The following is a 23,906-nucleotide window of genomic DNA, read 5'->3' as shown; positions in this document are numbered from 1 at the left end:
CTATCAGCCTACATAAAACAATTCATCATCTCACAAAACAAATAATTAACACCGCGATGAAACTATAGTTTTCCCAACACAGTAAACCAGGCGTAATCCAGCGGCAGAAGGATCAGATACGTTGCCGCCGCCAGTGCGATACACAGCAGCATCCCGGCCCTTGCAGGCACTTTCCCGAGCGCCATTGCCACCACGATCGGCGAAGCCTGATACGGCAATAGCGGCGTGGAATAGCCCAGCACCTGAATCATAATCACCGACAGCAACGGGAACCCTGTTGCATCGGCAAAGCTCTGCGCCAGCGTGGTATACAGCGCCGGAACGCCGTTGGCGGTCATAATAAAATTGAGCGCGGTGGTAATGCCGGTTAACGCCAGGAAGCTGGTAAACGGTTTTTCTGCATCCAGCGGCATAACCTGTAACAACGCCTCACCCACCGCGCGACCAATACCGGTTTGCGTGACGGTGATCGCCAGCCCCAGAATCCCCGCGACGTAAATACAGGTGCGGATGTTCACCCCAGAGGAAAACTCCTCGCCATTGATAAAGCCAACCCGAGGTAGCAGCGTAATGATCGCTGCCACCAGCCCGGTCCACGCCGGACCGATGCCGTGCCAGCTTTCGCTGACCCACATCAACAGCACCACCGCCAGCATCCAGGCCAGTCGTTTTTCATCCCCACTCATCGGCGCAGGCGGCGTGACATCGCGTGGGGCATGGGGCTTACCGGGGAACAGCCAGCAGATAAGTACGATGAGTACCGCGCCTTTGAGCCAGCCCAGCACCGGCGTATGCAGCAGCAAATAGGGAAGATAATTAAGATGGATACCGTAAGAGCCTTCCGCTGCGCCGCTCATCACCAGATTCGGCACGTTAGCGGGTAAAATCGTCGCAGAAAGCTGGAAGGTACCAAAACCCACGGCCAGCGCCAGACCATACCAGGCACGCGTACCATCATTAATTCCGGCCCGTTTCGCCATCGCCGCGACAATCGGCATCAGTAATGCAATACGCCCCATATTGGACGGCATCACAAACGCCAGCGCGTAGCTCAGCAGCACCACGCTCGCCACCATCAACGGCCAGGAATCGGTCAGTCGGGATGACAACGCGCGCGCCGCCCTGTCTGCCAGCCCCGTTTTACGGATCGCGATGCCCAACACAAAACCGCTGAAAACCAGCCAGAACGCCGACGAGGCAAAGCCGCCGAAGATCACCTCCGGCGGCGCGATTTTGGCCACCATCGCTACGGCAAAGAAAATCAGCGCCGTGATGAACTCCGGCAGCAACGAGGTCGCCCAGAGCAGGATGGTGATGCCAACCACCAGAGAGGGGATAAACAGAGGGTGTGTAAGCCAGAGCGACATGCCTGTCTCCTGTTGTTTTTTTCAACAAGAATACGGGGACAGGCATGCGGAGTAAACGCCAGATTAGGTGGGGTTACTCACTACGCTTACTCAGAAAGGCGTTTAAATTCACCTGATTTGCGTTGCTTGCGCAGCTCTTCAATGGACACTTCATTGCCTTGCTTATCGTAATAGTAATTGACGCCTGTGCCGGACGGATCCACCGTGACCACATCTTCATTGCCGTCATGATAGGTCGTCGCCAAACGCACCGTGTTGCTGTACAACACACCATCGTAATAGAAGCGATCGCTAAAGGTGCTCTCTGAGGTTTTCACTAACTGCCGATCAATCACACCCTCATCATCCCAACTGGTACTTTCGATTTTCCGGTTATTGTGTTGCAGTACTTTTGATGCCAAAAAACCGGAGTTATGCCACCAGTATTCCATCCCACAAACCGCCCCAGCGGTCCACGACGTCGTACACCAGAAATTTTGTCGCATTAAACTATTATCGCCCCCCTGAAAGGTCGACTGCTCTGTCAGTCCCTTCCTGATAACATGCGAATCAGCCGACAGCCGCATATGGATAGGTTTATGGTTATAATCATCTGAGCTCGAATAGTCATAACTGGTACTTTCTACTGGATAACTCCCCCCCTCCCAGCGCGCATAAGAAAACAACTTTCCAGAATGGTTAAACTTGTATTCTCCGCCAAATTGTTCGCCATTTTTCCAGTTTACTAACGATGCCAACCCCCCTTCTTGATGCCAGGAGCGCCATTCGCCGTCTTTTGCCGAAGCGGTCAAATTAGATGTGCGCCGATCGCAATTCTCCTGATTCTCAATATCTTTACACAAACCGCTATCCGCAGCTGAAATGATCTTCCAATGGCGAAGTTCAGATACCAGGCCATTCTCCTCGTAATAAATCTCTTCGCCCTGTAACTGACCATTTGAATAGTTTGCAAGCCTTTTTAAGTTGCCATTAGCAAACCATTCTTTGCTTTCTCCATTTAATAAGCCATGCAGGTAGTGTTTAACTTCGATATTTTGTCCCGCAGGGTTGGTAACGCGCTGTTCACCCTCCAGCAATCCATTATGATATTGCGCATAATGGGGCGCAGTGGTCAGCGTTTCTTTCCAGACCCCCTCCTTATTCCCATTGAGATATTTCCCTTCCTCCTCAATGACCCACGCCGATTCATTACCCTTTTGCTGGACCTTCCGCTGCCAGAATCCGTTTAACATTTTGTTCTGCCAGGTTTCCACCGCAACAACGTCTCCAGCGTCAGAAAAGGTCTGCCATACACCATCCTTTTCATCCTGAAGATACTTTCCTTCCTGGCGCTGAAATTCAATGTTATATTCTTGCCAAAGCCCGTCACGCTCACCTTCGTGGTAATTCCCTTTCTCAAGTAATCGCCCTTCTTCGGCACTATAATGTGTTACCTCACCCTCAAATGCATTCAGATGATATTGCCCCAAAAGATTCGGAACTAAATGACATCCTTGTAGACTGAAATCAGCAAATGGCCCTTCTTTTATATGCTCATTGCTGGCGGTTACGTTCTGGTAATAAAGACCACTTATGACAAAACCGTGTTCATCCATTCCACAAGTGCCCTGACGGATAATATCCATCGTCAGCGTGTAGCGTGTTTTTTCACCTTTATCATTTACGCGTTCGATAACCTTGTCTGGAAAAACAATGGAATAGCCACTCGCGTCCTTCAGGTTACTGGCATCATCGCCTATCTCATCAAAATACCGTAGGAATCTGGAACGGTATTTATCCGGCGCAGCAAGAAGTTCGTTAAAAACCGGATCGGCTAAATTCTGCGGATAATCGAGCACTAAATATTGCTGCGGCAACAAATGACCAATCGCTTTGCGCGCACTGGCAACGGTAAATGGATTCAGCGATATTGCCACCTTCTCCAGTTGTGGTGTAAAACGGGTAAGAGGTAGCGCCCGATCGGGATCGGCTCCCCAGGCACGAAGATGAGGTTTTCCAGTCTCATCACGGTACATCACGATAACTTCATCCTGCCCGCCCTGATCCAAATCCTGAAAAAAAACAGCGACAATAGAGACATTTCCCAACGCGTACTGGTGATTTTCGATCAGTTCATAATCCGATATGGTATGATCTTCCGTCTCTTCCGGTGAGGTAAAATAGGCCGTGACGTTATTATCTTTCAGGTAAAATGAAAGCGTTTGTCCATCATGTGTGGCTAAAGGCCCGTGAACCAGTTTACCTTGATCGGCAGCAATCGCGCTTGCGGACACACAAGAAGCGCCAAGCATTGCGGTTAACATCCAGTTTTTCATTTTATTTACCTCCCTGCGTTGGGTGCTGGAGTGTAAATACTCCCCCGATAGTCGAGAGCGTTATTTCAGCATTCTCCGCTGTCCCCTGTATTAATTCCAGATGTTCATCCGCCAACGGTGGCTTAACAGACTCAGGCTTTTGCTCAGATAATTGATTAACGATGTTATGACCTGTAACCCCCTTCGCAATAATCTTTCCCTGCCAGTCAACGGGGATTACCGTCGTTATTTCACCATCAGCTGAAAAAATATTCCCTTTAGTCAGCGGCGTTCCCAGGCGAATTGTTCCGCTGCCGGTTTGCAAATCGTTACTGAAGTTTTCGCAAAAGGGCGCGTCAACAGCTTGCGTGCCGGTTGTCTGTCTGATGTGGAGCGATTTAGTCAGTGAGTTAAGCGTTAAATCCCCGCTCACCAGATCAATATTCATTGCCCCCTCAGACCCTTTATCGGTCAGAGAGCCACTGCGCAGTTTTAATGACAGATTGCTTTTCATCGCTTCCGTGAGAATGTCGCCATTCATCACGTCAATGGCGACATCTCCGCTGACCGCATTTTGTGCATTGACCTTGCCATTAATCACATTGATACGGATATTATTTTTCGTGCCTTTGAGATACACATTTGACAGCGTGCCATTAATTTCGTACTGACCGCCAGCGGGAATACTCAACGCCGCCGTCACCCCTTTAACCTTTTGCAAGTCAATATCGGCAGGCGCAGGCAGTGTAAGCGTCGCGGCCTGACCATTGATCGACCACTGTGGCTCTTCGGATGAAATATCACCCGTGATTTTACGCGTCGTTAACGTTGACTCGCGGGCGATATTTACTTTTTGCAGATCCAAAGTAACCTGTGGTTTATTGTCATTACGCGTCACGATTAACAACGCTCCGCGAGCAACATTCACTGTCAGGGTGCTATTTTCTGGTAATTGCCAGTTATATTCTTTAGCCTTAACAGATGTCGTCAACAATCCTAAAAAAAGTATAACCGCACTTAGCACAGATAATGTTTTATTCTCTGCTCTCATATTAGACTCCATTATATTTGCTTATTAATGCGTAAATAAAAAAGGTTATACTTTAGTTATTATGTCTCAGCGCATCCAATTTTTCTTTCGGCATCACGAGGTAACTTTCAGTAATAGCGGTATTTAATGGTTTGTTATCTCTGAGGTCATCAAGCGATTGCTTTATTTCTCTACGATCGCCACAGACGGCATTTAAATATTCGCCACCAAAATTATACACATCAACATAAATTACCGTATCGCATGAATGCGATGTTATCACTTTCCTGGCAAAATCGACATTGCGTTGATGATAGGCATCGTATTTATCACCGTAATACTTCACTGCCGGTGAATGTATATCTTTCTCTAGAAATGAATGACTAATCCGACTATCCGTTCCTTCTTTTGTCAAATCTGAAAGTGGTCTGACCGATTCTGGCAATAACGTTACCGAATGACCTAGCCCTGTAACACCGGGAATATAGACATAGTCATTATCTCCTGCGGAATAGTTTCGATAAATAATCTGCATTTCCCATAGATATGTCTTACTGCCTCTCCCCGTATATATAAATTTTTCTTGAGGTTTAATCTGATACTTTTCATAGGTTGCTGTTAAGTTATTCAACCGTACTGCGCGGGCCTGCGGTGACTCTTCTTTGTCGATGACATACGAATCATTCGCAAACGTAATGGCAGAATAGCCAAAAAGAAAAACAGCAGGCAACAATATCCGCTGGATAAGCATAAGAAGTCCTTTTCAATTGATACTCTATTTTATCCTCAAATTAAAATACACACCACACCGCAGGCTATTTTTCAGAATAGGTTAATATATTACAATCATGAGCCTGAATTTCCTCAGCGGAGGCGAGATTCAGCGTCAGCAGATTGCGCTGTGTCGCCAGCAGAACGAAAGAATCATCGCTCTGACGTACCATCGCCAGCGCATAGCGGCCCATATGGTCACGGGCGTCCGGCACCTCTTCCGCCAGCATCATAAACGGGCTGCGTTGCGCCAGTTCACTTTCCGTGACGCGGCGCGCCAGATACTCATGTCCGCGCAGCCCGCCGGGTAACGGCAGCCAGCGGGTGCCGATTTTCGCCAGATTGTCATCCAACTGCTCTCTGACATCGGTTCGCAGGCAGGAGATATGAATGTGGAAATGGTTTTGCGTGCGGCCCGTCATTGAGTTGATCGTCAGTGATACCGCTTTGTCCGGGATCTCCTGACCGTATTTTTGGCTCATGAAACTCCGCGCCTGCCAGGCAAGCCAGAAAAAGTTCGGCGTGCCTGATAGCAACAGCAGCGGGCTTTCCGTGCCGTTGATGCGGTAAGTGGGCATCAACAAATATTGCAGAGGGCCATTACGGTCTTTGAACACCACGTACCCGGCCTCCGGCTTCACCTCCGCACACGGCGCAGGATTATGCCGTTGCAGCTGATTCGGCAGGCATTGCTCAAGAACAATCTGGCGTAATGCGTCCGGGTTGCCGGTAAATTTCCAGTAACCTATGCCCGCAGCGGCGGCGATAACCATCACCGTCAGTAAAAGATAACCTGCTTTTTTCATTACGCGTTTCCTGTATCCCATTGAGGGATAAGCGTAACGTAAAATGATGACAAATAAAAAACCCGGTCGCGTTATGCCACCGGGTCGGTAAACACATCCGCCTTAGCGTTTACTGATTTGGTCAAACGTACCGCCGTTAGAGAAGTGTTCTTTTTGCGCTTTGGTCCAGCCACCAAACTCGTCGTCGATGGTGAACAGCTTCAGTTTCGGAAACGCATTTTCGTATTTCTTCGCCACGTCAGCATCACGCGGACGGTAATAGTTTTTCGCCGCAATCTCCTGACCTTGTGGAGAGTAGAGATATGTCAGATAGGCCTCTGCCACAGCTTTGGTGTCTTTCTTTTCCACGACTTTGTCGACAATAGAAACGGTCGGTTCTGCCAGAATGGATTCGCTCGGAGTGACGATCTCAAACTTGTCTTTACCCAGTTCGTTTGTCGCCAGCAGCGCTTCGTTCTCCCAGGCGATCAGCACATCGCCAATTCCGCGCTCAACAAACGTATTGGTTGAGCCACGCGCGCCGGAATCCAATACTTCAACGTTCTTATACAGGGCTTTGACGAAGTCCTGAGCCTTGGTCTGATCGTTGTTGTTATGGTGCAGGGCGTAACCCCACGCTGCCAGATAGTTCCAGCGGGCCCCGCCGGAGCTTTTCGGGTTTGGCGTAATGACTGACACGCCCGGTTTGATCAGATCGTTCCAGTCGTGAATTTGTTTGGGGTTACCTTTGCGGACCAGGAAGACGATGGTGGAGGTGTAAGGGGCTGAGTTGTCCGGCAGGCGTTTAATCCAGTTTTTATCGATACGGCCACGCTCAGCAATGGCATCCACGTCGTAGGCCAGCGCCAGGGTAACGACATCAGCTTCGATGCCGTTGATGACGGAAGTCGCCTGTTTACCGGAGCCACCGTGCGACTGGCGGATCACCACGTTATCGCCCGTTTCCTGTTTCCAGTGCGCGGCGAATGCTTTGTTGTACTGTTCGTACAGCTCACGCGTTGGATCGTACGATACGTTAAGTAACTGAATATCCTTTGCCAGCACGCTGGTCGATGCCAGCAATAATGTTAACCCCACGCCCCATTTGTTCATCGCCCAGCTCTCTTATGTCATGTTGTGATGAGCAGAGCGTGCCAGAAAGCGATCCAAACATTAAAGAATAAAAAAAGATTTGCTATAACCTGGGAGAATAAATGAGGGGTGATTTTGCCGGATACCGACTAGCGCCTTATCCGGCTTATGCGCGTACTCTTGTAGGCCCGGTCAGCAAAGCGCCACCGGGCAACAAAAAACAATCAGTACAGTTTTTTCGCGCAGTCCAGCCAGTCACCTTTGAACGGACGCTTCATGTTTTCGATAGCGTCAATGATGTCGTGGTGAACCAGCTGTTCGTTCTGAATACCGACGCAACGACCACCGTGACCTTCCAGCAGCAGATCAATAGCATACGCGCCCATACGGGAGGCCAGAATACGGTCGTAAGGTACCGGAGAACCACCACGCTGGATGTGACCCAGTACGGTTGAACGCGTTTCACGACCGGTTTCTTTCTCGATGTAGTGCGCCAGTTCGTCTACGTCACACATGTGCTCAGTGATCGCAACGATTGCGTGTTTCTTACCTTTCGCGATGCCGGCTTTGATTTCAGCGACCAGATCGTCACGGCTGAATTCAACTTCCGGAACCACCACAAACTCACAGCCGCCAGCGATTGCTGCCGCCAGGGTCAGATCGCCGCAGTAGCGGCCCATCACTTCAACGATAGAGATACGCTGGTGAGAAGAAGAGGTGTCACGCAGACGGTCAATCGCTTCTACTACGGTACCCAGCGCAGTGAAGTAGCCGATGGTGTAGTCGGTACCTTTAATATCGTTGTCGATAGTGCCTGGCAGGCCGATGCACGGGAAGCCCATTTCAGTCAGACGTTTTGCACCCAAATACGAACCGTCACCACCGATAACAACCAGGGCGTCAATACCACGCTTCTTCAGGTTTTCGATAGCCACAGCGCGCACGTTTTCGTCGCGGAATTCCGGGAAGCGGGCAGAACCGAGGAAAGTACCACCGCGGTTGATCATGTCGGACACGCTATAACGGTCAAGCTGAACCATACGGTCTTCATACAAACCCAGGTAGCCATCATGGATCCCCATGACTTCCAGCCCTTCCGTCAACGCTGCACGTACAACACCACGGATTGCTGCGTTCATGCCCGGCGCATCACCGCCGCTTGTCAACACACCGATTTTCTTAATCATGACTACCTCTGAACTTTGGAATGCAAAATGAAATCTGCTGCCGGAAGTCGATTCCGCATATCGAAACGATCCAACGAATATGCAGATAGTATAACAATCACTTCCTGCTGAATTGATTCAGGTCAGGCCAAATGGTGGTAATTTATACACAAAATGCTGGCCCTGCTCACTTTTTAACAACGAATTATGAAAGCTCAAACATCTTGCCTTCCTTGGGGACGACTGAACAGGGATCCTGATGGATAATGACATCCGATCCCGGAAAACGCCGCAAAATTGCCTGCTCAACCTGTTCAGCCACTAAATGCGCCTGAACGAGCGGCAGATTATCTTCCATTTCCAAATGAATCTGAATAAAGCGGGTCGGCCCTGACTGCCGCGTGCGAAGATCGTGAGCGCCGCTGACTCCCGGCCATAATGTCACAATATCAATAATTTCCTGACGTTCTTCATCAGGCAAGGCGCGATCCAGCAAGGATTGCACCGCCTCGTAGCCCATACGCAAGGCGCTATATAAAATATAGATGCCAATCCCAAGCGCAAACAAGGCATCCGCACGATGCCAACCGTACCAGGCCAGGCCAAGCGCGACGAGGATGGCTCCGTTCATCATAACATCAGACTGATAATGAAGCATATCTGCCCGCACGGCCTGACTTTGCGTACGCTTTACCACCCAGCGCTGAAACGTGACCAGTATGATAGTACAAACCAGCGCAATGACGGTGACGATCACCCCGACGCCAGGATCTTTCATCGGCGTAGGTTGGGCGAGATGCTGAATACCGGTCAAAAATAAAAACAGCGCCGATCCAGAAATAAACATACTTTGCGCCAGCGCCGCCAGTGATTCTGCCTTTCCGTGTCCGAACGTGTGCTCATCATCAGCGGGTTGCAGCGAATAGCGCACCACCAACAGATTGGTTAACGACGCAGCGATATCGACCAGAGAGTCCACCAGTGCCGCCAGAATACTCACCGACCCGGTGTACCACCATGCAAAAATTTTGATCAAAAGTAACAGCGAGGCCATCACTGTTGCCGCGATTGCCGCCCGACTCACCAGCCGACCATAGTTTTGATTCATAAACACTCCTGCCAGGATATGCCGCTAGTATAACGGATGAAGTAAAACAGTCAGGCAATAACCGAGTGTCAAATTTTGGGCAAAAAAAACCCCCACATCATGTGGGGGAAGACAGGGATGGTGTCTATGGCAAGGAAAACAGGGTTACTACTGGGAACGTGAGTTGCTACTACTCAATAAATTCAACGATGAGCCTTTTTGCCATTGCGCCACGTCGCGCAGCTGCTCCATTCGTTGTTCATGTTTCTCATTTAAAACCGCTTGCTGCTCGGGCGTTAACAGGCGATACATCTGATTGCGAACCTTGGCTATTTCAACCTGGCGGGCAACCTGCTGTTGTGCCATCTTTTCTGCCTGAGCGCGCACAGCGCTTTCATCAAAATTCTCTGCGGTGACAAGACGATGCATTGTCTCCATTTCGCTAACATTAACAGGAGGCTGCTCATGTCTGGCCTGCTGCATTAAATCTCGCATCTGTTGACGTTGATGTTCGGTTAAACTGATACCGTCAAACATGTGGCTCTGCGCATTGCGTTGCGAAGAGTTCTCACCCAGGTGCCAGTGATCGCCTGTGACGACTTCAGCTGCATGGCTTAACGTACTGAGTGCCAGCGTTGAGGCCATGACGGCAGCGGTAACTTTGCCCATCACTTGCTCCCAAAATCTTTTCTGTCGCGATTCAACGAGAGACAGTTTACGATTCGGGCTGCAAACATGCGTCAGGGGGTGTAAAACAACGTAAAGTCATAGATTAGCGCCGCCTGATGACGTAATTTCTGCCTCGGAGGTACGTAAAAAATGAATAAAATACTGCTAGTTGATGATGACCGAGAGCTGACATCCCTGTTAAAGGAGCTGCTCGAAATGGAAGGTTTCGATGTGCTGGTTGCCCATGACGGGGAGCAAGCGCTTGAGCTTCTGGATGACAGCATCGATTTACTTTTGCTCGACGTCATGATGCCGAAGAAAAACGGCATCGATACGCTGAAAGCGCTTCGCCAGACACACCAGACACCCGTAATCATGCTGACCGCCCGTGGCAGCGAACTGGATCGCGTACTCGGCCTTGAGCTGGGCGCGGACGACTATTTACCCAAACCGTTTAATGACCGTGAACTGGTCGCGCGCATCCGCGCTATTCTGCGTCGCTCTCACTGGAGCGAACAACAGCAGAACAGTGACAACGGTTCGCCGACGCTGGAAGTGGATGCATTAAGCCTCAATCCGGGTCGCCAGGAAGCCAGCTTTGACGGGCAAACCCTGGAGTTAACCGGCACTGAATTCACCCTGCTCTATTTGCTGGCGCAGCATCTCGGCCAGGTGGTTTCCCGTGAACATTTAAGCCAGGAAGTGCTGGGCAAACGCCTGACGCCTTTCGATCGCGCTATCGACATGCATATCTCGAACCTGCGTCGTAAGCTGCCTGAGCGTAAAGACGGACACCCGTGGTTTAAAACCCTGCGCGGTCGCGGCTACCTGATGGTCTCCGCTTCATGATAGGGAGTTTAACCGCGCGCATCTTTGCCATCTTCTGGTTGACGCTGGCTCTGGTGCTGATGCTGGTACTGATGTTACCCAAGCTCGACTCACGCCAGATGACCGAGTTACTGGACAGCGAGCAGCGCCAGGGGTTAATGATTGAGCAGCACGTTGAAGCCGAACTGGCGAACGATCCACCCAACGATTTGATGTGGTGGCGTCGCTTGTTTCGGGCGATAGACAAGTGGGCGCCGCCAGGACAACGGTTATTACTTGTTACGACAGAAGGACGCGTGATCGGCGCAGAACGCAACGAGATGCAGATCATTCGTAACTTTATTGGTCAGGCCGATAACGCCGATCATCCACAAAAGAAAAAATACGGTCGCGTTGAGATGGTCGGACCCTTCTCCGTCAGAGATGGCGAAGATAACTACCAGCTGTATCTCATTCGACCTGCCAGCAGTTCACAATCTGACTTTATCAACCTGCTGTTTGACCGACCGCTGTTGCTGCTGATCGTCACCATGTTAGTCAGCTCTCCATTGCTGCTTTGGCTGGCCTGGAGCCTGGCGAAACCGGCGCGTAAGCTGAAAAACGCGGCGGATGAAGTCGCCCAGGGTAACCTGCGTCAACATCCTGAACTGGAAGCTGGCCCGCAGGAGTTTCTGGCGGCAGGCGCCAGTTTTAACCAGATGGTGACGGCGCTGGAACGCATGATGACCTCACAGCAACGCCTGCTGTCGGACATCTCTCACGAATTGAGAACGCCATTAACGCGTCTGCAACTGGGTACTGCGCTGTTGCGTCGTCGTAGCGGCGAGAGCAAAGAGCTGGAACGTATTGAAACGGAAGCGCACCGGCTGGACAGCATGATCAACGACCTGCTGGTCATGTCGCGCAATCAGCAGAAAAACGCGCTGGTTAGTGAAACCGTAAAAGCGAACCATCTGTGGGGTGACGTGCTGGATAACGCCGCCTTTGAAGCCGAGCAGATGGGCAAGTCGTTAACGGTTAACTTCCCGCCAGGACCGTGGCCGCTGTACGGTAACCCGAATGCGCTGGAAAGTGCGCTGGAGAACATCGTTCGCAACGCCCTACGCTATTCGCACACCAAGATTGAAGTAGGTTTCGCGGTGGATAAAGACGGGATCACCATCACCGTAGACGATGATGGCCCGGGCGTGAGTCCCGAAGACAGAGAACAGATTTTCCGTCCGTTCTATCGTACCGATGAAGCGCGCGATCGCGAATCCGGCGGTACGGGTCTGGGTCTGGCGATCGTTGAAACCGCCATTCAGCAGCACCGTGGCTGGGTGAAGGCAGAAGACAGCCCGCTGGGTGGTCTGCGTCTGGTGCTCTGGCTGCCGCTGTATAAACGCTCGTAATTAAACCTGTTGTGCCGGGTGGCGGTGTCGCCTTACCCGGCCTACGTTTCCTGCTGGGGGAATTATTTCCCCCACAATCTCCGCGAATTATCTTCGATCTTACCGCTTAAGCGGCGTTTCTGCATCGTTCTGGTCCAGCTTTTCGAGAGCCCTGCCGCCGACAGCAAACGGTGATACTGGTCGTCATCAAACGGCATATGCCAGGCAATGGCAATCGCCTCCTGCACGCTGACATCGCTCACGCGAGACGCCAGCACCAGCGGCGCATCCGCCGACACCATGCCCGCAGCAATCACGCTGCACAACCAACCGGTCTTGCCCGCATCCTGCATCTGGCTTGCCATGTCGCTAATGCCAAAATGGAAATTCAGCTTAAAACACGGCGAGCGCGGCTGAGTGACCTGAATCAGCGCTTCGCCCCACTGGAAGATATCGCCGATATAGACATTCTCTTCCGTCAGCCCCTCTGTAGAGAGGTTCTCACCAAAAGCAGGGGCGACAAACAACTCCGCCTGTTCAGGAAAGGCTTGTCTCCAGTACTGATAATGTTCACGCGGATAGTGACACAGCGCGCGATCTGGCCCGCCGTGGATTTTCGTTTCCGCCTGTTCATCCCCCGTCAGACCCAGTTCGGTCAGCATCAGTTCGCCATCAACCTGGACCTTCGCAATTGCACTGGGACGACTTCCCGTGTAATCCCGAACCTTGCCCGCAAATACATCAACCGGATATCGCATTTGTTCCCTCTCCCGATAACTTTTCCCCATTACACCATATTTATTTTACCTCAGTCGCTCAAAATGAGAGCACGGTTCACATGAAACTTAGGGACACATGCTATCAATGTAAGTTGGTTTTGAAACATCATTTCAATTAAGGAGTCACACGTGACGGGTCAATCGCAATTTGCTGGCGTCTGGTGTCCTTCCATTACGCCAATGGACAATGACGGCAAGATCGATCTCAACGGTCTGAGCCAGCATCTCAAACGCCTTACCGAGGCACAGATCGACGTTATTTTGCTGATGGGTAGTATTGGGGAATTTGCCTCCTTTACGCTCGAAGAGAGGCTGCTGCTGATCCGCGAGGCCCGCGCCATGAGCTCGCTGAAGATGGTCGCCAATGTCTCATCTACCTGCCAGAATGATGTGCTGCTGATGGCGCAAGAGGCGCATCGCGCAGGATACGATGCCGTCATGATCCTGCCGCCGTACTATTACGGACAAACGGCTAAACAGCTACTGAGCTACTTCCGCCAGTTAGGGCAGATAATTAGCGGCAAATGGTTTACCTATAACTTCCCGGCACGTACAGGCTGTGATTTAACACCTGAACTGGTTGCCACGCTCGTGGCCGAATTCCCGAACTTCGCCGGCATCAAAGACACCGTAGACTGCCAGTCCCATACCCGCAGCATGATTCAGACCACCCGCGCCGTGCGTGAGGATTTTGCCGTGCTCTCCGGCTACGACGAATATTACATTCCCAACCTGCTGGCAGGCGGCGCGGGGATTATTTCCAGTTTGAATAACGTGATGCCGGAACTGTTTGTCCGCGCGCGCGAAGCGTTTAAACAGGGCGACCTGGCGGCGTTGCGTGATATTCAGGATAAGATTGGCACCTACATGTCCATCTACGCCATTGGCGAGGATTTTGTCACCACCATTAAAACCGTGGTGTCACGTAAGTTTGGCTATTGCACCGGAGTTTCGCGTAATGCAGGTGGGGAGCTGAATGAAAGCGAGTGTCGAACAATTGATGAGGTGTTTGTAGTCAAAGGTTAAAACGGTTATGCCGGATGGTACAGACCATCCGGCTTAATCACGTTACTTCACTGCATTGCGCATATCGATTGCCGCCGCTCTGGCTTTGGCTCTTTTCGACCAGATGGAGGTGATAATCGGCACGAGGATGGAGGTTACAATCACCGAGGTCGCCACCAGAGAGGTTGCCGCTGGCGCCATGGGTTTGAACGCCGGGACCATTTCCGCAATCAGCACCGGCGTAGCAACCGCCGCCCCCGCAGAGCTGGAAGCTGCAATCCCTGCTGTACCGTCCCCGCCGCCAATCAGTTTATCGGCAATAATCAGTGGGATACCGGTGATGATAATCACCGCCACGCCCAGTAAGATCCCCAGTACGCCGGTCTGAGCAATCACACTCAAGTCAATGGTGTTACCCAGTGCGAAAGCAAAGAAAGGGATGAGTGTTTGTACCGCTTTACTGAAGAACTCACGCAGCTCAGGGTCCAGATTCCCCAGCGCGAAACCTATCAGGAACGGCAATACCGCGCCGACAAACACATGCGGTTCAAACGAGGCAATCCCTGCGGTTCCCAGAATCACCATGGTCATCAGCGGGCCCGATTCCAGCGACATCAGGACAAACGCCCCTGCCTCTTCTTTGGTACCGTACTGTTGCATAATCGATGCATACAGCCCGCCATTGGTCATATCCATCGCGGCCACCAGCGCCAGCGTGGACAACCCGGCGAAGAAACCCACTTCTACCCCATGCTCCGGAAGAATGCGTGAGGCTATCGCCGCAACCACCCATGCCACCAGAATCTTGGTTATCACTAACGTGCCAGATTTACGCAGCACGGTGCCGGTGGCGCTTAGTTTTATTGACGCCCCCATGCAAAAAAACCAGACGGCCAGAATCGGCACCGTCCCGGTGATCATACCGTTAGTAAAGGAGCCGAAGTATTTCCCGGCGCCAGGGGAAAAGGTGTGACACAGTGCGCCCAGAAAAAGCGGCACCAGCATCATACCGCCTGGGATTTTCTCTATCGTACGTTTGATCTGCATTTCCATCACCTGTAGACATAAAAATAGGACATTTTTTATGGGCGATTGCATCTTGCTGTTGAGATGCGCCCGTCTCGATGAAAAGAAGATAGACATTCGCAGAGATTATAAAAGTGATCACGCCCGCATAATAAAACCTTGTTTCAATTTAAATGGATCATTGTTTTTATATTGATTTTGATCACAAAAAAGCCCCCACAAGCATCGCTTGCAGGGGCATCATTAAAACGTAGAACTTATTTCTTCGCGGCGAAACGCGCTGCAGCTTCGTCCCAGTTCACTACGTCCCAGAACGCCTTGATGTAATCCGGGCGACGGTTCTGGAATTTCAGATAGTAAGCGTGTTCCCAGACATCCAGGCCCACGATCGGGAAGCCGGAAGCGCCAGAGATAGCCTCACCCATCAGCGGGGAGTCCTGGTTAGCGGTAGAAACCACAGCCAGTTTATCGCCTTTCAGTACCAGCCATGCCCAGCCGGAACCGAAACGGGTCGCAGCCGCTTTTTCAAACTCTGCTTTAAAGTTATCAACGGAGCCAAAGTCACGTTCGATAGCTGCTTTCAGATCACCCTGCAGCGTGGTGCCGGTTTTCAGACCTTTCCAGAACAGGCTGTGGTTAGCGTGGCCGCCCGCGTTGTTACGCAGTACGGTTTTCTTGTCTGCTGGCAGTTGATCCAGTTTGGTGATCAGTTCTTCAACAGGCAGGTTAGCGAATTCAGGCAGGCTTTCCAGCGCAGCGTTAGCGTTGTTTACATAGGCCTGATGGTGTTTGGTATGGTGGATTTCCATCGTCTGCTTATCGAAGTGCGGTTCAAGGGCATCATAAGCGTACGGCAAGGATGGCAGTGTATAACTCATAATCATCTCCAGTATTGTCGGGCGGCCAGGTGTTAACGCCGCGTAAGCAGTTGGGACATTATAGTTAATTAAATGATATTGAAAATGATTATCAATGCCGTACTTTTTACAGGGCTATTATGCGATAAAAATGTGAGCATCAGCGGGAAAATCAGGCGAATTTTGCCAGCCTGCGCAGAAAACAGGCAGCAACGTAAAGGACTTGGGAGGCAAAGCACGAGATAGTCTGCGAATTATCTCACGAGGAAATATTGCTATGTCTGTAAAAATCGCCCTTTTCGGCATCGGCCTCGACACATACTGGCCCCAGTTTACTGGTCTGGAGTCACGTCTTCAGGGTTATCTACAAACGATTGATGAGCGCCTGACAGCGCAACAAGCCACCATCATTAACGGCGGCCTGATTGATAACGTCGATAAAGCCGATGCCTTTATCAGGCGGTTGCAGCATCAGCCAGTGGATGCCATCTGCCTTTACATCAGCACCTATGCGCTCAGCTCAACGGTGCTACCCCTTGTGCAAAGTATCAATAAGCCGGTCATTATTTTAGCTCTACAACCGGAGGCTGGCCTGCCCTATTCGACGATCCGTCAAATCCCGGATCGGGGCGGGCGCACCGGAGAATGGCTGGCGCACTGCCAGGCCTGCAGCGCGCCCGAACTGGCAAACGTGTTTAACCGCGCGAATATCCGCTTTCAGCTTATTGTGGGTGCGTTACAGGGCGATGAGTACGTCTGGCAACAGACTGCGCAGTGGCTACAGGCCCTTAACGCTCGTCAGATGCTGTCAACCTGTCAGGTCGGCGTACTCGGACACTATTATGACGGCATGGTGGACGTTTACAGCAATATGACGAATTTATCCGCCAGATTGGGCGTACGCTTTAAGCCGCTGGAAATGTGTGAGCTGGCGGAATACCGCGAACAGGTCAGCGAGACAGATCTCTGCGCTAAACGACAGGAAATGCACCGCGTGCTACAGCTGGACGCCGCATGCGAACCCGCAGAGCTTGACCGTGCACTCACCACCGCCTGCGCCATGGATAAACTGATTGCCCAGAATACGCTCGGCGCACTGGCCTATTACTACGAAGGCCGTAACGGCAATGCTTACGAGAACATTATCACCTCAATAATCCTCGGCAACACGCTGCTCACCCACCGCGGTATTCCCGTGGCGGGTGAATATGAAATCAAAAATGTGCTGGCGATGAAGATCCAGCAACTGCTGGGCGCCGGAGGATCGTTCTCAGAACCCTATGGAATTGAATTTATTGATGATGCCGTACTGTGGGGACATGACGGCCCGGCACACCCGCTGATGGCGGATGGCCCGGTGAGTCTGGTGCCGCTGCCGGTTTATCATGGTAAGCCCGGTAAAGGTGTATCAATCCAGATGACCGTGAAGCCTGGCCCGGTAACCTTTCTTTCGGTGATTGAAGATGTCGAAAACGGGGTACGGTTGCAGTATGCCGAAGGGGAGGCTGTAGCGGGTGAAGTCCTGGATATTGGCAACACCAACAGCCGCTATCGCTTCCCGTTATCGGCTCGTGATTTCACCACGCAATGGTGCATGGGCGGTCCAGCCCATCATTGCAGTATTGGCCTTGGTCATCATGGTGACGTGCTGGAAAAGCTCGCCTGGCTACTGGGCATTCAGGCGGTAAAAATCTGCTAACCCGCGACGTTCCGCCCTTCTTAAACAAGAGGGGTGGAACGATAATTTGTGATCAACATCCCTTTCATCCCCTGAATTTTGCCAGCATTGCCCATCCTACGGCAGCATGCTGAAGGTTAATTCATTGCTCACTCTTTAGACTTTTCATTATCAAAACGGGTGATTTTCATTCAGCCAGATCGATAATTTAAAAGGAAACAGAATGGGTAACGCAATTACGATGGGGATATTCTGGCATCTGATCGGTGCCGCCAGTGCCGCTTGTTTCTATGCCCCTTTTAAAAAGGTACAACACTGGTCCTGGGAAACGATGTGGTCCATAGGCGGCTTTGTTTCATGGCTGATCCTTCCCTGGCTCGTTAGCACAATCCTGCTACCGGACTTCTGGGCTTATTACAGTTCGTTCAGCGCGTCCACGCTGTTGCCGATATTCCTGTTCGGTGCCATGTGGGGGATCGGTAACATCAACTATGGCCTGACCATGCGCTACCTCGGCATGTCGATGGGGATCGGTATCGCCATCGGCATTACGCTGATTGTCGGCACCTTAATGACGCCCATCATTGCTGGTAAATTTGATGTACTGATCGGCACACCGGGTGGCCGAATGACCCTGTTCGGCGTGCTGGTCGCCCTAATCGGTGTGGCGATTGTCACCCGTGCCGGACAGCTAAAAGAGCGCAAAATGGGTATCAGAGCCGAGGAGTTCAACCTGAAAAAAGGTCTGATACTGGCGGTGATGTGCGGCTTTTTCTCCGCCGGGATGTCCTTTGCCATGGATGCGGCTAAACCAATGCACGAAGCCGCCGCCGCACTCGGTATCGATCCGCTGTATGTCGCTCTGCCAAGCTACGTGGTCATCATGGGCGGCGGCGCGGTGATCAACCTGGGATACTGCTTCATTCGTCTGGCAAAAATGAAAAACCTGTCGGTAAAAGCCGACTTCTCGTTAGCAAAACCGCTGATTATCAGCAATATCCTGTTCTCGGCGCTCGCCGGTTTGATGTGGTATCTCCAGTTCTTCTTTTACGCCTGGGGCCATGCCAAAATTCCGGCGCAGTATGACTACATGAGCTGGATGCTGCACATGAGTTTCTACGTCCTGTGCGGCGGTATCGTAGGCCTGATCATGAAAGAGTGGAGCAATGCGGGTCGCCGTCCGGTCAGCGTACTGAGCCTCGGCTGCGTCGTGATTATTGTCGCCGCCAATATTGTCGGTATGGGGATGGCAAGCTAGTCCTGTCGATTACAGAGATGACGCCACTGGCTCGGCGTCATCCCGGTTTCCCGCGTGAATACCACCGAAAAGTAGTTACTGTCCTCAAAGCCACAGCGCATGGAAATCTCACTAATCATCAACCGACTATGCGTGAGCAGATACTGAGCATGACAGACCCGCACCTGCCGAAGGTATTGGTTGATGGTCATCCCGGTTTGACTGCGAAACTGCTGGCGCAAAACCCGCTCGCTGCACTGCTCGCGCTCACAAAATTTATCCAGTTCAAAGGCATGTTCATGACTGCCGGCCAGCGCGGTAATCAGTTTGTCCAGCAGCGTTTCACTCGATGTCGCCGGGAGCGTATCCGTGGCATAACGATGACGTTTGAGGAGAGTCACCAGTTGCCCAAACAGCAGTTCTGCCATGTCATTACTTAACGGATCGCGCTGTTGGCTTTCATGCTCCAGCTGGCTAATCACCTGTCGGGCCAGGGTCATACCGACGCTGCCGAGCCGCCAGTGGGGTTGTCGCTGCGTACCGTTAAATCCGGGGATCGCACCTTCCCACCCCAGGTTCAGCGTCAGCCGCTCCGGACAGTAGATGATATTTTGCAGGACGAGGTCGTTAACGGAGGTATACGAGTGTTTATCTTCGGCGCGAATGTAGAACAGATCGCCACGGGTTATCCGGTATGGGCGATCGTTAAGAACATGCAGACCATTGCCGCGCCACACCATCACCAGTTCGCAAAACTCATGAGTGTGCTCGGCAAAGACATCCTGCGGATAACGGTCAGCCACCGCGACGGCCTGCTGGTCATTCGCAAAAAAGTCAGATTTCAGAAGGACCAGATGATTCGCCATCACATCACCTCAACCTGAATGCAGCCGCCATCCGGCATGAAAGGGTATGATTATCAGCAAACAGACGGCAAAAAACGTTGATAGCTTTCGCGTTACTGGAGACCGCTTTCCGCCATGACGTCACGGCCCTGGCGAATATCGCGGGGCGACCAGTCAAACTCTCGGCGAAACAGCGTCGAAAAGTGATTACTGTCGCCAAAACCACAGCGATATGCAATATCCGTCACGCTGTCGTCGCTGTGACGTAATAAATGCCGGGCTTTGATCAGCCGCAGGCGATTGAGATAGCGCTGCGGCGTCAGCCCGGTTTGCTGCTTGAGCTGACGGTGCAGGGTGCGTAAAGAGAGTGAAAACTGTTCAGCCACCGCTTCCCAGCATACTTCGTCGGCAAAGTTATCTTCCAGCCACGCCATCAGGCGATTAAGCCGCGCATCGTTATCCGCTGCCGCATCCATCAGGCTGCTTTTGCGTAACAGCACCAGCAGCTGCATAAACAGGATCTCGCGATTTGCCGCCGTCGGCGTATCCATCTCCTCACCAAGATGTTCTATCTGTCCAATTAAATAATGAACCTGTTGCAGTACGTTCTGATTCACACGCCAGTGGGACGGATACTGACCATTCTGTTCCTGGGGCAACAGCTGGTTTATTCCGGCCAGAAACTGAAACGCATCCGGAGAACGATACAGCACGTTCGTCAGACACAGGTTGTCAGTATGTTCATATAAATGTCTGTCATGATCGCGGACAAAGCATACCGTTCCGCCGCTAATGGTATAGGGCTGCCCATTGAAAACATGAATACCAGTGCCATGTTCAACGATCACAATTTCATGAAAATCATGATGATGCTCAGGAAAAGCGGCCTGAGGCAGCCGCGGTTCGATCGCAACGGGTGCTTTACCTGTCGGAAAAAAATCCACGCAATGCAGTACGGTCATGATGACTTCCTTCCTGATCAAATGAACATGGCTGCATAGTAATTAAGGGTTATCCCCCTCACCTTAAATTTTTGACGCCAAAGTGCGTAAACACGGTTAATTCTTCAAGAAATAGCGGGAAAGATCGGGAAATGCGGAAGGGGTCACATCAGACCAAATAGCCCCCATTAATTAGATCTGTGAACACCATCACGTTCACCTTTGCCATGCTGCCAGCCGATTATTGTGGCTGTCACTAACAAGAAGGTACGCCTTTTCGGGGGTTCTTAGACTGGGTGCAATAAAACTCAGAAGGACCTTGCTATGACTCTTCGCCATTGTGTCGCTGTCGATCTCGGCGCATCCAGTGGACGCGTAATGCTGGCGCGTTACGACAGTGACCACCGCGCTCTGACGCTGCGTGAAATCCATCGCTTCGTTAACTGTCTGCAAAAAACTGACGGCTTTGACACCTGGGATATCGACAGCCTTGAGAACGACATTCGTCTGGGGCTGAAGAAAGTCTGCGATGAAGGCATTCTCATTGACAGTATCGGCATCGATACCTGGGGCGTGGACTACGTCCTGATCGGCAAAAACGGTCAGCGCATCGGCCTGCCGGTCTCTTACCGCGACAGCCGCACAACTGGCGTGATGTCGCAGGCCTTAGCGCAGCTTGGTAACAGCGAGATCTATCGCCGCAGCGGCATTCAGTTTCTGCCCTTTAATACCCTGTATCAACTCCGCGCGCTGGTCGAACAGCAGCCAGAACTGGTCCCACAGGTCGCGCATGCCCTGCTGATCCCCGATTACTTCGGCTACCGCCTGACCGGTGAAATGAACTGGGAATATACCAACGCCACCACCACGCAGTTGGTCAATATCAACACTGACGACTGGGATGACACCCTGCTGGCATGGACCGGCGCGGACAAAGCCTGGTTTGGTCGCCCGACGCATCCCGGAAACGTAATTGGTCACTGGATTTGCCCGCAGAAAAATCAAATCCCGGTGGTTGCCGTCGCCAGTCACGACACCGCCAGCGCGGTCATCGCCTCACCACTGACCGATACCAACAGCGCCTATCTCTCTTCCGGTACCTGGTCACTGATGGGTTTTGAGAGCAAAACACCGTATGCCAACGAGGCGGCGCTGGCGGCAAATATCACCAACGAAGGCGGCGCGGAAGGCCGTTACCGCGTGCTGAAAAATATTATGGGGCTGTGGCTGCTGCAACGGGTATTAAAAGAGCGGCAGATTACCGACCTGCCCACGCTTATCACCCAAACCAAAGCACTGCCGGCCTGCCGGTTCCTGGTAAATCCAAACGACGATCGTTTTATTAATCCCGCCGACATGAGTGCAGAAATTCAGGCCGCGTGTGGCGAATCCGGCCAACCCGTCCCGGTTCAGGATGCTGAATTAGCACGCTGCATTTTCGACAGTCTGGCGTTGCTGTACGCAGATGTCCTGCAGGAACTGGCGAACCTGCGCGGCGAAGCGTTTAGCCAACTGCACATTGTTGGCGGTGGCTGCCAGAACGCCCTGCTCAACCAGCTTTGCGCGGATGCCTGCGGTATTCGCGTGATGTCCGGGCCTGTTGAGGCCTCCACGCTCGGCAATATTGGCGTTCAGTTGATGACGCTGGACGAGCTAAACAACGTCGATGATTTCCGCCAGGTGGTGCAAACCAACTACGAGCTGACCACCTTCATTCCCAATCCTGACAGTGAAATTGCCCGCTACCAGGCGCAGTTTCAATCAACACGACAGACACAGACAAAGGAGCTTTGCGCATGACCACTCAACTTGAACAAGCCTGGGAACTGGCAAAACTGCGTTTCGCCGCGGTAGGCATCGATGCCGAGGAGGCCTTGCGCCAGCTCGATCGTCTGCCGGTCTCCATGCACTGCTGGCAGGGCGATGACGTCGCCGGATTCGAAAACCCGGAAGGCTCGCTCACCGGCGGTATTCAGGCGACCGGTAACTATCCGGGCAAGGCGCGTAACGCCACCGAATTGCGTGCCGATCTGGAGCAGGCGCTGAGCCTTATTCCTGGTCCAAAACGCCTGAACCTGCACGCGATTTATCTGGAGTCCGACACCCCGGTTGCCCGCGACCAAATCAAACCTGAGCACTTCAAAAACTGGGTGAAATGGGCGAAAGCAAACCACTTGGGGCTGGATTTCAACCCGTCCTGCTTCTCGCATCCGCTGAGCGCCGACGGCTTCACGCTGGCACACGCAGACGACAGCATCCGCCAGTTCTGGATTGATCACTGCAAAGCCAGCCGTCGCGTCTCGGCGTATTTTGGCGAGCAGTTGGGCACGCCGTCGGTGATGAACATCTGGATCCCGGACGGCATGAAAGATATCACCGTTGACCGCCTGGCACCGCGCCAGCGCCTGCTGGAAGCGCTGGACGAAGTGATTAGCGAGAAACTCGACCCGGAGCACCATATCGACGCCGTCGAGAGCAAGCTATTTGGTATTGGCGCAGAAAGCTACACCGTTGGCTCCAACGAGTTTTACATGGGCTATGCCACCAGCCGCCAGACCGCGCTGTGCCTGGACGCGGGCCACTTCCATCCGACTGAAGTGATTTCCGACAAAATCTCCGCCGCCATGCTGTACGTGCCGCGCCTGCTGCTGCACGTCAGCCGTCCGGTGCGCTGGGACAGCGACCACGTAGTGCTGCTGGATGACGAAACCCAGGCGATTGCCAGCGAGATCGTGCGCCACAACCTGTTCGACCGCGTACACATCGGCCTCGACTTCTTCGATGCCTCGATCAACCGCATCGCCGCGTGGGTGATCGGCACCCGCAATATGAAAAAAGCCCTGCTGCGCGCGCTGTTAGAGCCAACCGAACAGCTTCGTCAGCTCGAAGCCAGTGGCGACTACACCGCTCGCCTGGCCCTGCTGGAAGAGCAGAAATCGCTGCCGTGGCAGGCCGTCTGGGAGATGTATTGCCAGCACCACGACACGCCAGCGGGCAGCCAGTGGCTGGAGAGCGTTCGGGCCTATGAAAAAGAGATTCTGAGCAAACGCCGCTAAACAGACTCGCCGGATACGGCCAA

The 23,906-nt window shown here is 52.3% G+C and carries 21 protein-coding genes; 7 read left to right on the top strand and 14 right to left on the bottom strand.

The genetic code is table 11. The features are described from left to right. Nucleotides 1-62 precede the first annotated feature (62 nt). From JQ822_RS20955 to cpxP, 9 genes are all read right to left on the bottom strand, one after another. Complete coding sequence (locus JQ822_RS20955) at nt 63-1,367, bottom strand: SLC13 family permease (RefSeq protein WP_213135077.1); 1,305 nt, start codon at nt 1,365-1,367, stop codon at nt 63-65. Nucleotides 1,368-1,453: 86 nt separating this feature from the next. After that, complete coding sequence (locus tag JQ822_RS20950) at nt 1,454-3,682, bottom strand: toxin-antitoxin system YwqK family antitoxin (RefSeq protein WP_213135076.1); 2,229 nt, start codon at nt 3,680-3,682, stop codon at nt 1,454-1,456. Nucleotide 3,683: 1 nt separating this feature from the next. Further along, nucleotides 3,684-4,712 carry a DUF4097 family beta strand repeat-containing protein gene (locus JQ822_RS20945; protein WP_213135075.1) on the bottom strand — a complete coding sequence of 343 codons (1,029 nt, stop codon included), beginning with the start codon at nt 4,710-4,712 and terminating at the stop codon, nt 3,684-3,686. A 52-nt stretch (nt 4,713-4,764) separates the two neighbouring features. Continuing rightward, nucleotides 4,765-5,442 (bottom strand): hypothetical protein, encoded by a 678-nt coding sequence (locus JQ822_RS20940; protein WP_213135074.1) that lies wholly within the window; start codon nt 5,440-5,442, stop codon nt 4,765-4,767. Between the two features lie 64 nt (nt 5,443-5,506). Next, on the bottom strand, nt 5,507-6,268 hold the full coding sequence (locus JQ822_RS20935; protein ID WP_213135073.1) for a CDP-diacylglycerol diphosphatase: 762 nt from the start codon (nt 6,266-6,268) through the stop codon (nt 5,507-5,509). A 102-nt stretch (nt 6,269-6,370) separates the two neighbouring features. Continuing rightward, nucleotides 6,371-7,360 carry a sulfate/thiosulfate ABC transporter substrate-binding protein Sbp gene (sbp, locus tag JQ822_RS20930; RefSeq protein WP_213135072.1) on the bottom strand — a complete coding sequence of 330 codons (990 nt, stop codon included), beginning with the start codon at nt 7,358-7,360 and terminating at the stop codon, nt 6,371-6,373. Between the two features lie 203 nt (nt 7,361-7,563). After that, entirely contained in the window at nt 7,564-8,526 is a 963-nt protein-coding gene (gene pfkA / locus JQ822_RS20925; protein ID WP_117343655.1) for a 6-phosphofructokinase, read from the bottom strand. A 184-nt stretch (nt 8,527-8,710) separates the two neighbouring features. After that, nucleotides 8,711-9,613, bottom strand: coding sequence for a CDF family cation-efflux transporter FieF (fieF, locus tag JQ822_RS20920; protein WP_213135071.1), 903 nt, complete (start codon nt 9,611-9,613; stop codon nt 8,711-8,713). Nucleotides 9,614-9,760: 147 nt separating this feature from the next. Next, nucleotides 9,761-10,261: a cell-envelope stress modulator CpxP gene (gene cpxP / locus JQ822_RS20915; protein WP_213135070.1), complete on the bottom strand. Its 501-nt coding sequence runs from the start codon at nt 10,259-10,261 to the stop codon at nt 9,761-9,763. Between the two features lie 150 nt (nt 10,262-10,411). Between cpxP and cpxR the strand changes: the two genes are divergently transcribed. Together cpxR and cpxA are read left to right on the top strand one after the other, a co-directional pair. Next, nucleotides 10,412-11,110, top strand: a complete 699-nt coding sequence (gene cpxR / locus JQ822_RS20910) for an envelope stress response regulator transcription factor CpxR (RefSeq protein WP_005121756.1) — start codon at nt 10,412-10,414, stop codon at nt 11,108-11,110. After that, the gene (gene cpxA, locus JQ822_RS20905) at nt 11,107-12,480 is read left to right on the top strand and encodes an envelope stress sensor histidine kinase CpxA (RefSeq protein ID WP_135323647.1); all 1,374 of its coding nucleotides are present in this window, start codon (nt 11,107-11,109) and stop codon (nt 12,478-12,480) included. Before cpxR ends, cpxA begins: the two co-directional genes overlap by 4 nt. A gap of 62 nt (nt 12,481-12,542) precedes the next feature. Here cpxA and yiiM read toward each other — a convergent pair whose 3' ends face one another. Beyond that, nucleotides 12,543-13,217: a 6-hydroxyaminopurine reductase gene (gene yiiM / locus JQ822_RS20900; protein WP_213135069.1), complete on the bottom strand. Its 675-nt coding sequence runs from the start codon at nt 13,215-13,217 to the stop codon at nt 12,543-12,545. Between the two features lie 150 nt (nt 13,218-13,367). Between yiiM and JQ822_RS20895 the strand changes: the two genes are divergently transcribed. Further along, nucleotides 13,368-14,264, top strand: coding sequence for a dihydrodipicolinate synthase family protein (locus JQ822_RS20895; RefSeq protein ID WP_213135068.1), 897 nt, complete (start codon nt 13,368-13,370; stop codon nt 14,262-14,264). Nucleotides 14,265-14,306: 42 nt separating this feature from the next. On the opposite strand, the gene kdgT is transcribed toward JQ822_RS20895, so the two are convergent. Further along, nucleotides 14,307-15,290 (bottom strand): 2-keto-3-deoxygluconate transporter, encoded by a 984-nt coding sequence (kdgT, locus tag JQ822_RS20890; RefSeq protein ID WP_213135067.1) that lies wholly within the window; start codon nt 15,288-15,290, stop codon nt 14,307-14,309. A gap of 236 nt (nt 15,291-15,526) precedes the next feature. Further along, complete coding sequence (sodA, locus tag JQ822_RS20885) at nt 15,527-16,147, bottom strand: superoxide dismutase [Mn] (protein WP_213135066.1); 621 nt, start codon at nt 16,145-16,147, stop codon at nt 15,527-15,529. Nucleotides 16,148-16,403: 256 nt separating this feature from the next. Here sodA and JQ822_RS20880 point away from each other — a divergent pair, with 256 nt between their 5' ends. Beyond that, a complete protein-coding gene (locus JQ822_RS20880) occupies nt 16,404-17,825 on the top strand; it encodes an L-fucose/L-arabinose isomerase family protein (RefSeq protein ID WP_213135065.1) in 1,422 nt (473 codons plus the stop codon). Nucleotides 17,826-18,027: 202 nt separating this feature from the next. Next, a complete protein-coding gene (rhaT, locus tag JQ822_RS20875) occupies nt 18,028-19,062 on the top strand; it encodes an L-rhamnose/proton symporter RhaT (protein WP_213135064.1) in 1,035 nt (344 codons plus the stop codon). Here rhaT and rhaR read toward each other — a convergent pair. Beyond that, complete coding sequence (rhaR, locus tag JQ822_RS20870) at nt 19,059-19,907, bottom strand: HTH-type transcriptional activator RhaR (protein ID WP_213135063.1); 849 nt, start codon at nt 19,905-19,907, stop codon at nt 19,059-19,061. The genes rhaT and rhaR overlap by 4 nt on opposite strands. Before the next feature lie 92 nt (nt 19,908-19,999). Then, nucleotides 20,000-20,848 (bottom strand): HTH-type transcriptional activator RhaS, encoded by an 849-nt coding sequence (rhaS, locus tag JQ822_RS20865; protein WP_213135062.1) that lies wholly within the window; start codon nt 20,846-20,848, stop codon nt 20,000-20,002. Between the two features lie 303 nt (nt 20,849-21,151). Here rhaS and rhaB point away from each other — a divergent pair, with 303 nt between their 5' ends. Then, nucleotides 21,152-22,627, top strand: coding sequence for a rhamnulokinase (rhaB, locus tag JQ822_RS20860; protein ID WP_213135061.1), 1,476 nt, complete (start codon nt 21,152-21,154; stop codon nt 22,625-22,627). Continuing rightward, a complete protein-coding gene (rhaA, locus tag JQ822_RS20855) occupies nt 22,624-23,883 on the top strand; it encodes an L-rhamnose isomerase (protein WP_213135060.1) in 1,260 nt (419 codons plus the stop codon). Before rhaB ends, rhaA begins: the two co-directional genes overlap by 4 nt. The last annotated feature ends 23 nt before the right edge of the window (nt 23,884-23,906 follow it).

Source organism: Citrobacter sp. FP75 (genome assembly GCF_018342065.1).
In the GTDB taxonomy this organism is placed as follows: domain Bacteria; phylum Pseudomonadota; class Gammaproteobacteria; order Enterobacterales; family Enterobacteriaceae; genus Citrobacter.
The sequence above is the reverse complement of the archived record's forward strand: the minus strand, read 5'-3'. Positions and strand labels throughout refer to the sequence as shown.

Coding starts and splice junctions, on each gene's coding strand:
- cpxA (WP_135323647.1), top strand. CDS start 11,107: ATGATAGGGAGTTTAACCGCGCGCATCTTTGCCATCTTCTGGTTGACG.
- JQ822_RS20945 (WP_213135075.1), bottom strand. CDS start 4,712: ATGAGAGCAGAGAATAAAACATTATCTGTGCTAAGTGCGGTTATACTT.
- rhaR (WP_213135063.1), bottom strand. CDS start 19,907: ATGGCGAATCATCTGGTCCTTCTGAAATCTGACTTTTTTGCGAATGAC.
- JQ822_RS20955 (WP_213135077.1), bottom strand. CDS start 1,367: ATGTCGCTCTGGCTTACACACCCTCTGTTTATCCCCTCTCTGGTGGTT.
- cpxR (WP_005121756.1), top strand. CDS start 10,412: ATGAATAAAATACTGCTAGTTGATGATGACCGAGAGCTGACATCCCTG.
- JQ822_RS20940 (WP_213135074.1), bottom strand. CDS start 5,442: ATGCTTATCCAGCGGATATTGTTGCCTGCTGTTTTTCTTTTTGGCTAT.
- kdgT (WP_213135067.1), bottom strand. CDS start 15,290: ATGCAGATCAAACGTACGATAGAGAAAATCCCAGGCGGTATGATGCTG.
- JQ822_RS20880 (WP_213135065.1), top strand. CDS start 16,404: ATGTCTGTAAAAATCGCCCTTTTCGGCATCGGCCTCGACACATACTGG.
- rhaT (WP_213135064.1), top strand. CDS start 18,028: ATGGGTAACGCAATTACGATGGGGATATTCTGGCATCTGATCGGTGCC.
- JQ822_RS20935 (WP_213135073.1), bottom strand. CDS start 6,268: ATGAAAAAAGCAGGTTATCTTTTACTGACGGTGATGGTTATCGCCGCC.
- pfkA (WP_117343655.1), bottom strand. CDS start 8,526: ATGATTAAGAAAATCGGTGTGTTGACAAGCGGCGGTGATGCGCCGGGC.
- JQ822_RS20950 (WP_213135076.1), bottom strand. CDS start 3,682: ATGAAAAACTGGATGTTAACCGCAATGCTTGGCGCTTCTTGTGTGTCC.
- yiiM (WP_213135069.1), bottom strand. CDS start 13,217: ATGCGATATCCGGTTGATGTATTTGCGGGCAAGGTTCGGGATTACACG.
- rhaS (WP_213135062.1), bottom strand. CDS start 20,848: ATGACCGTACTGCATTGCGTGGATTTTTTTCCGACAGGTAAAGCACCC.
- rhaA (WP_213135060.1), top strand. CDS start 22,624: ATGACCACTCAACTTGAACAAGCCTGGGAACTGGCAAAACTGCGTTTC.
- rhaB (WP_213135061.1), top strand. CDS start 21,152: ATGACTCTTCGCCATTGTGTCGCTGTCGATCTCGGCGCATCCAGTGGA.
- cpxP (WP_213135070.1), bottom strand. CDS start 10,261: ATGGGCAAAGTTACCGCTGCCGTCATGGCCTCAACGCTGGCACTCAGT.
- sbp (WP_213135072.1), bottom strand. CDS start 7,360: ATGAACAAATGGGGCGTGGGGTTAACATTATTGCTGGCATCGACCAGC.
- sodA (WP_213135066.1), bottom strand. CDS start 16,147: ATGAGTTATACACTGCCATCCTTGCCGTACGCTTATGATGCCCTTGAA.
- fieF (WP_213135071.1), bottom strand. CDS start 9,613: ATGAATCAAAACTATGGTCGGCTGGTGAGTCGGGCGGCAATCGCGGCA.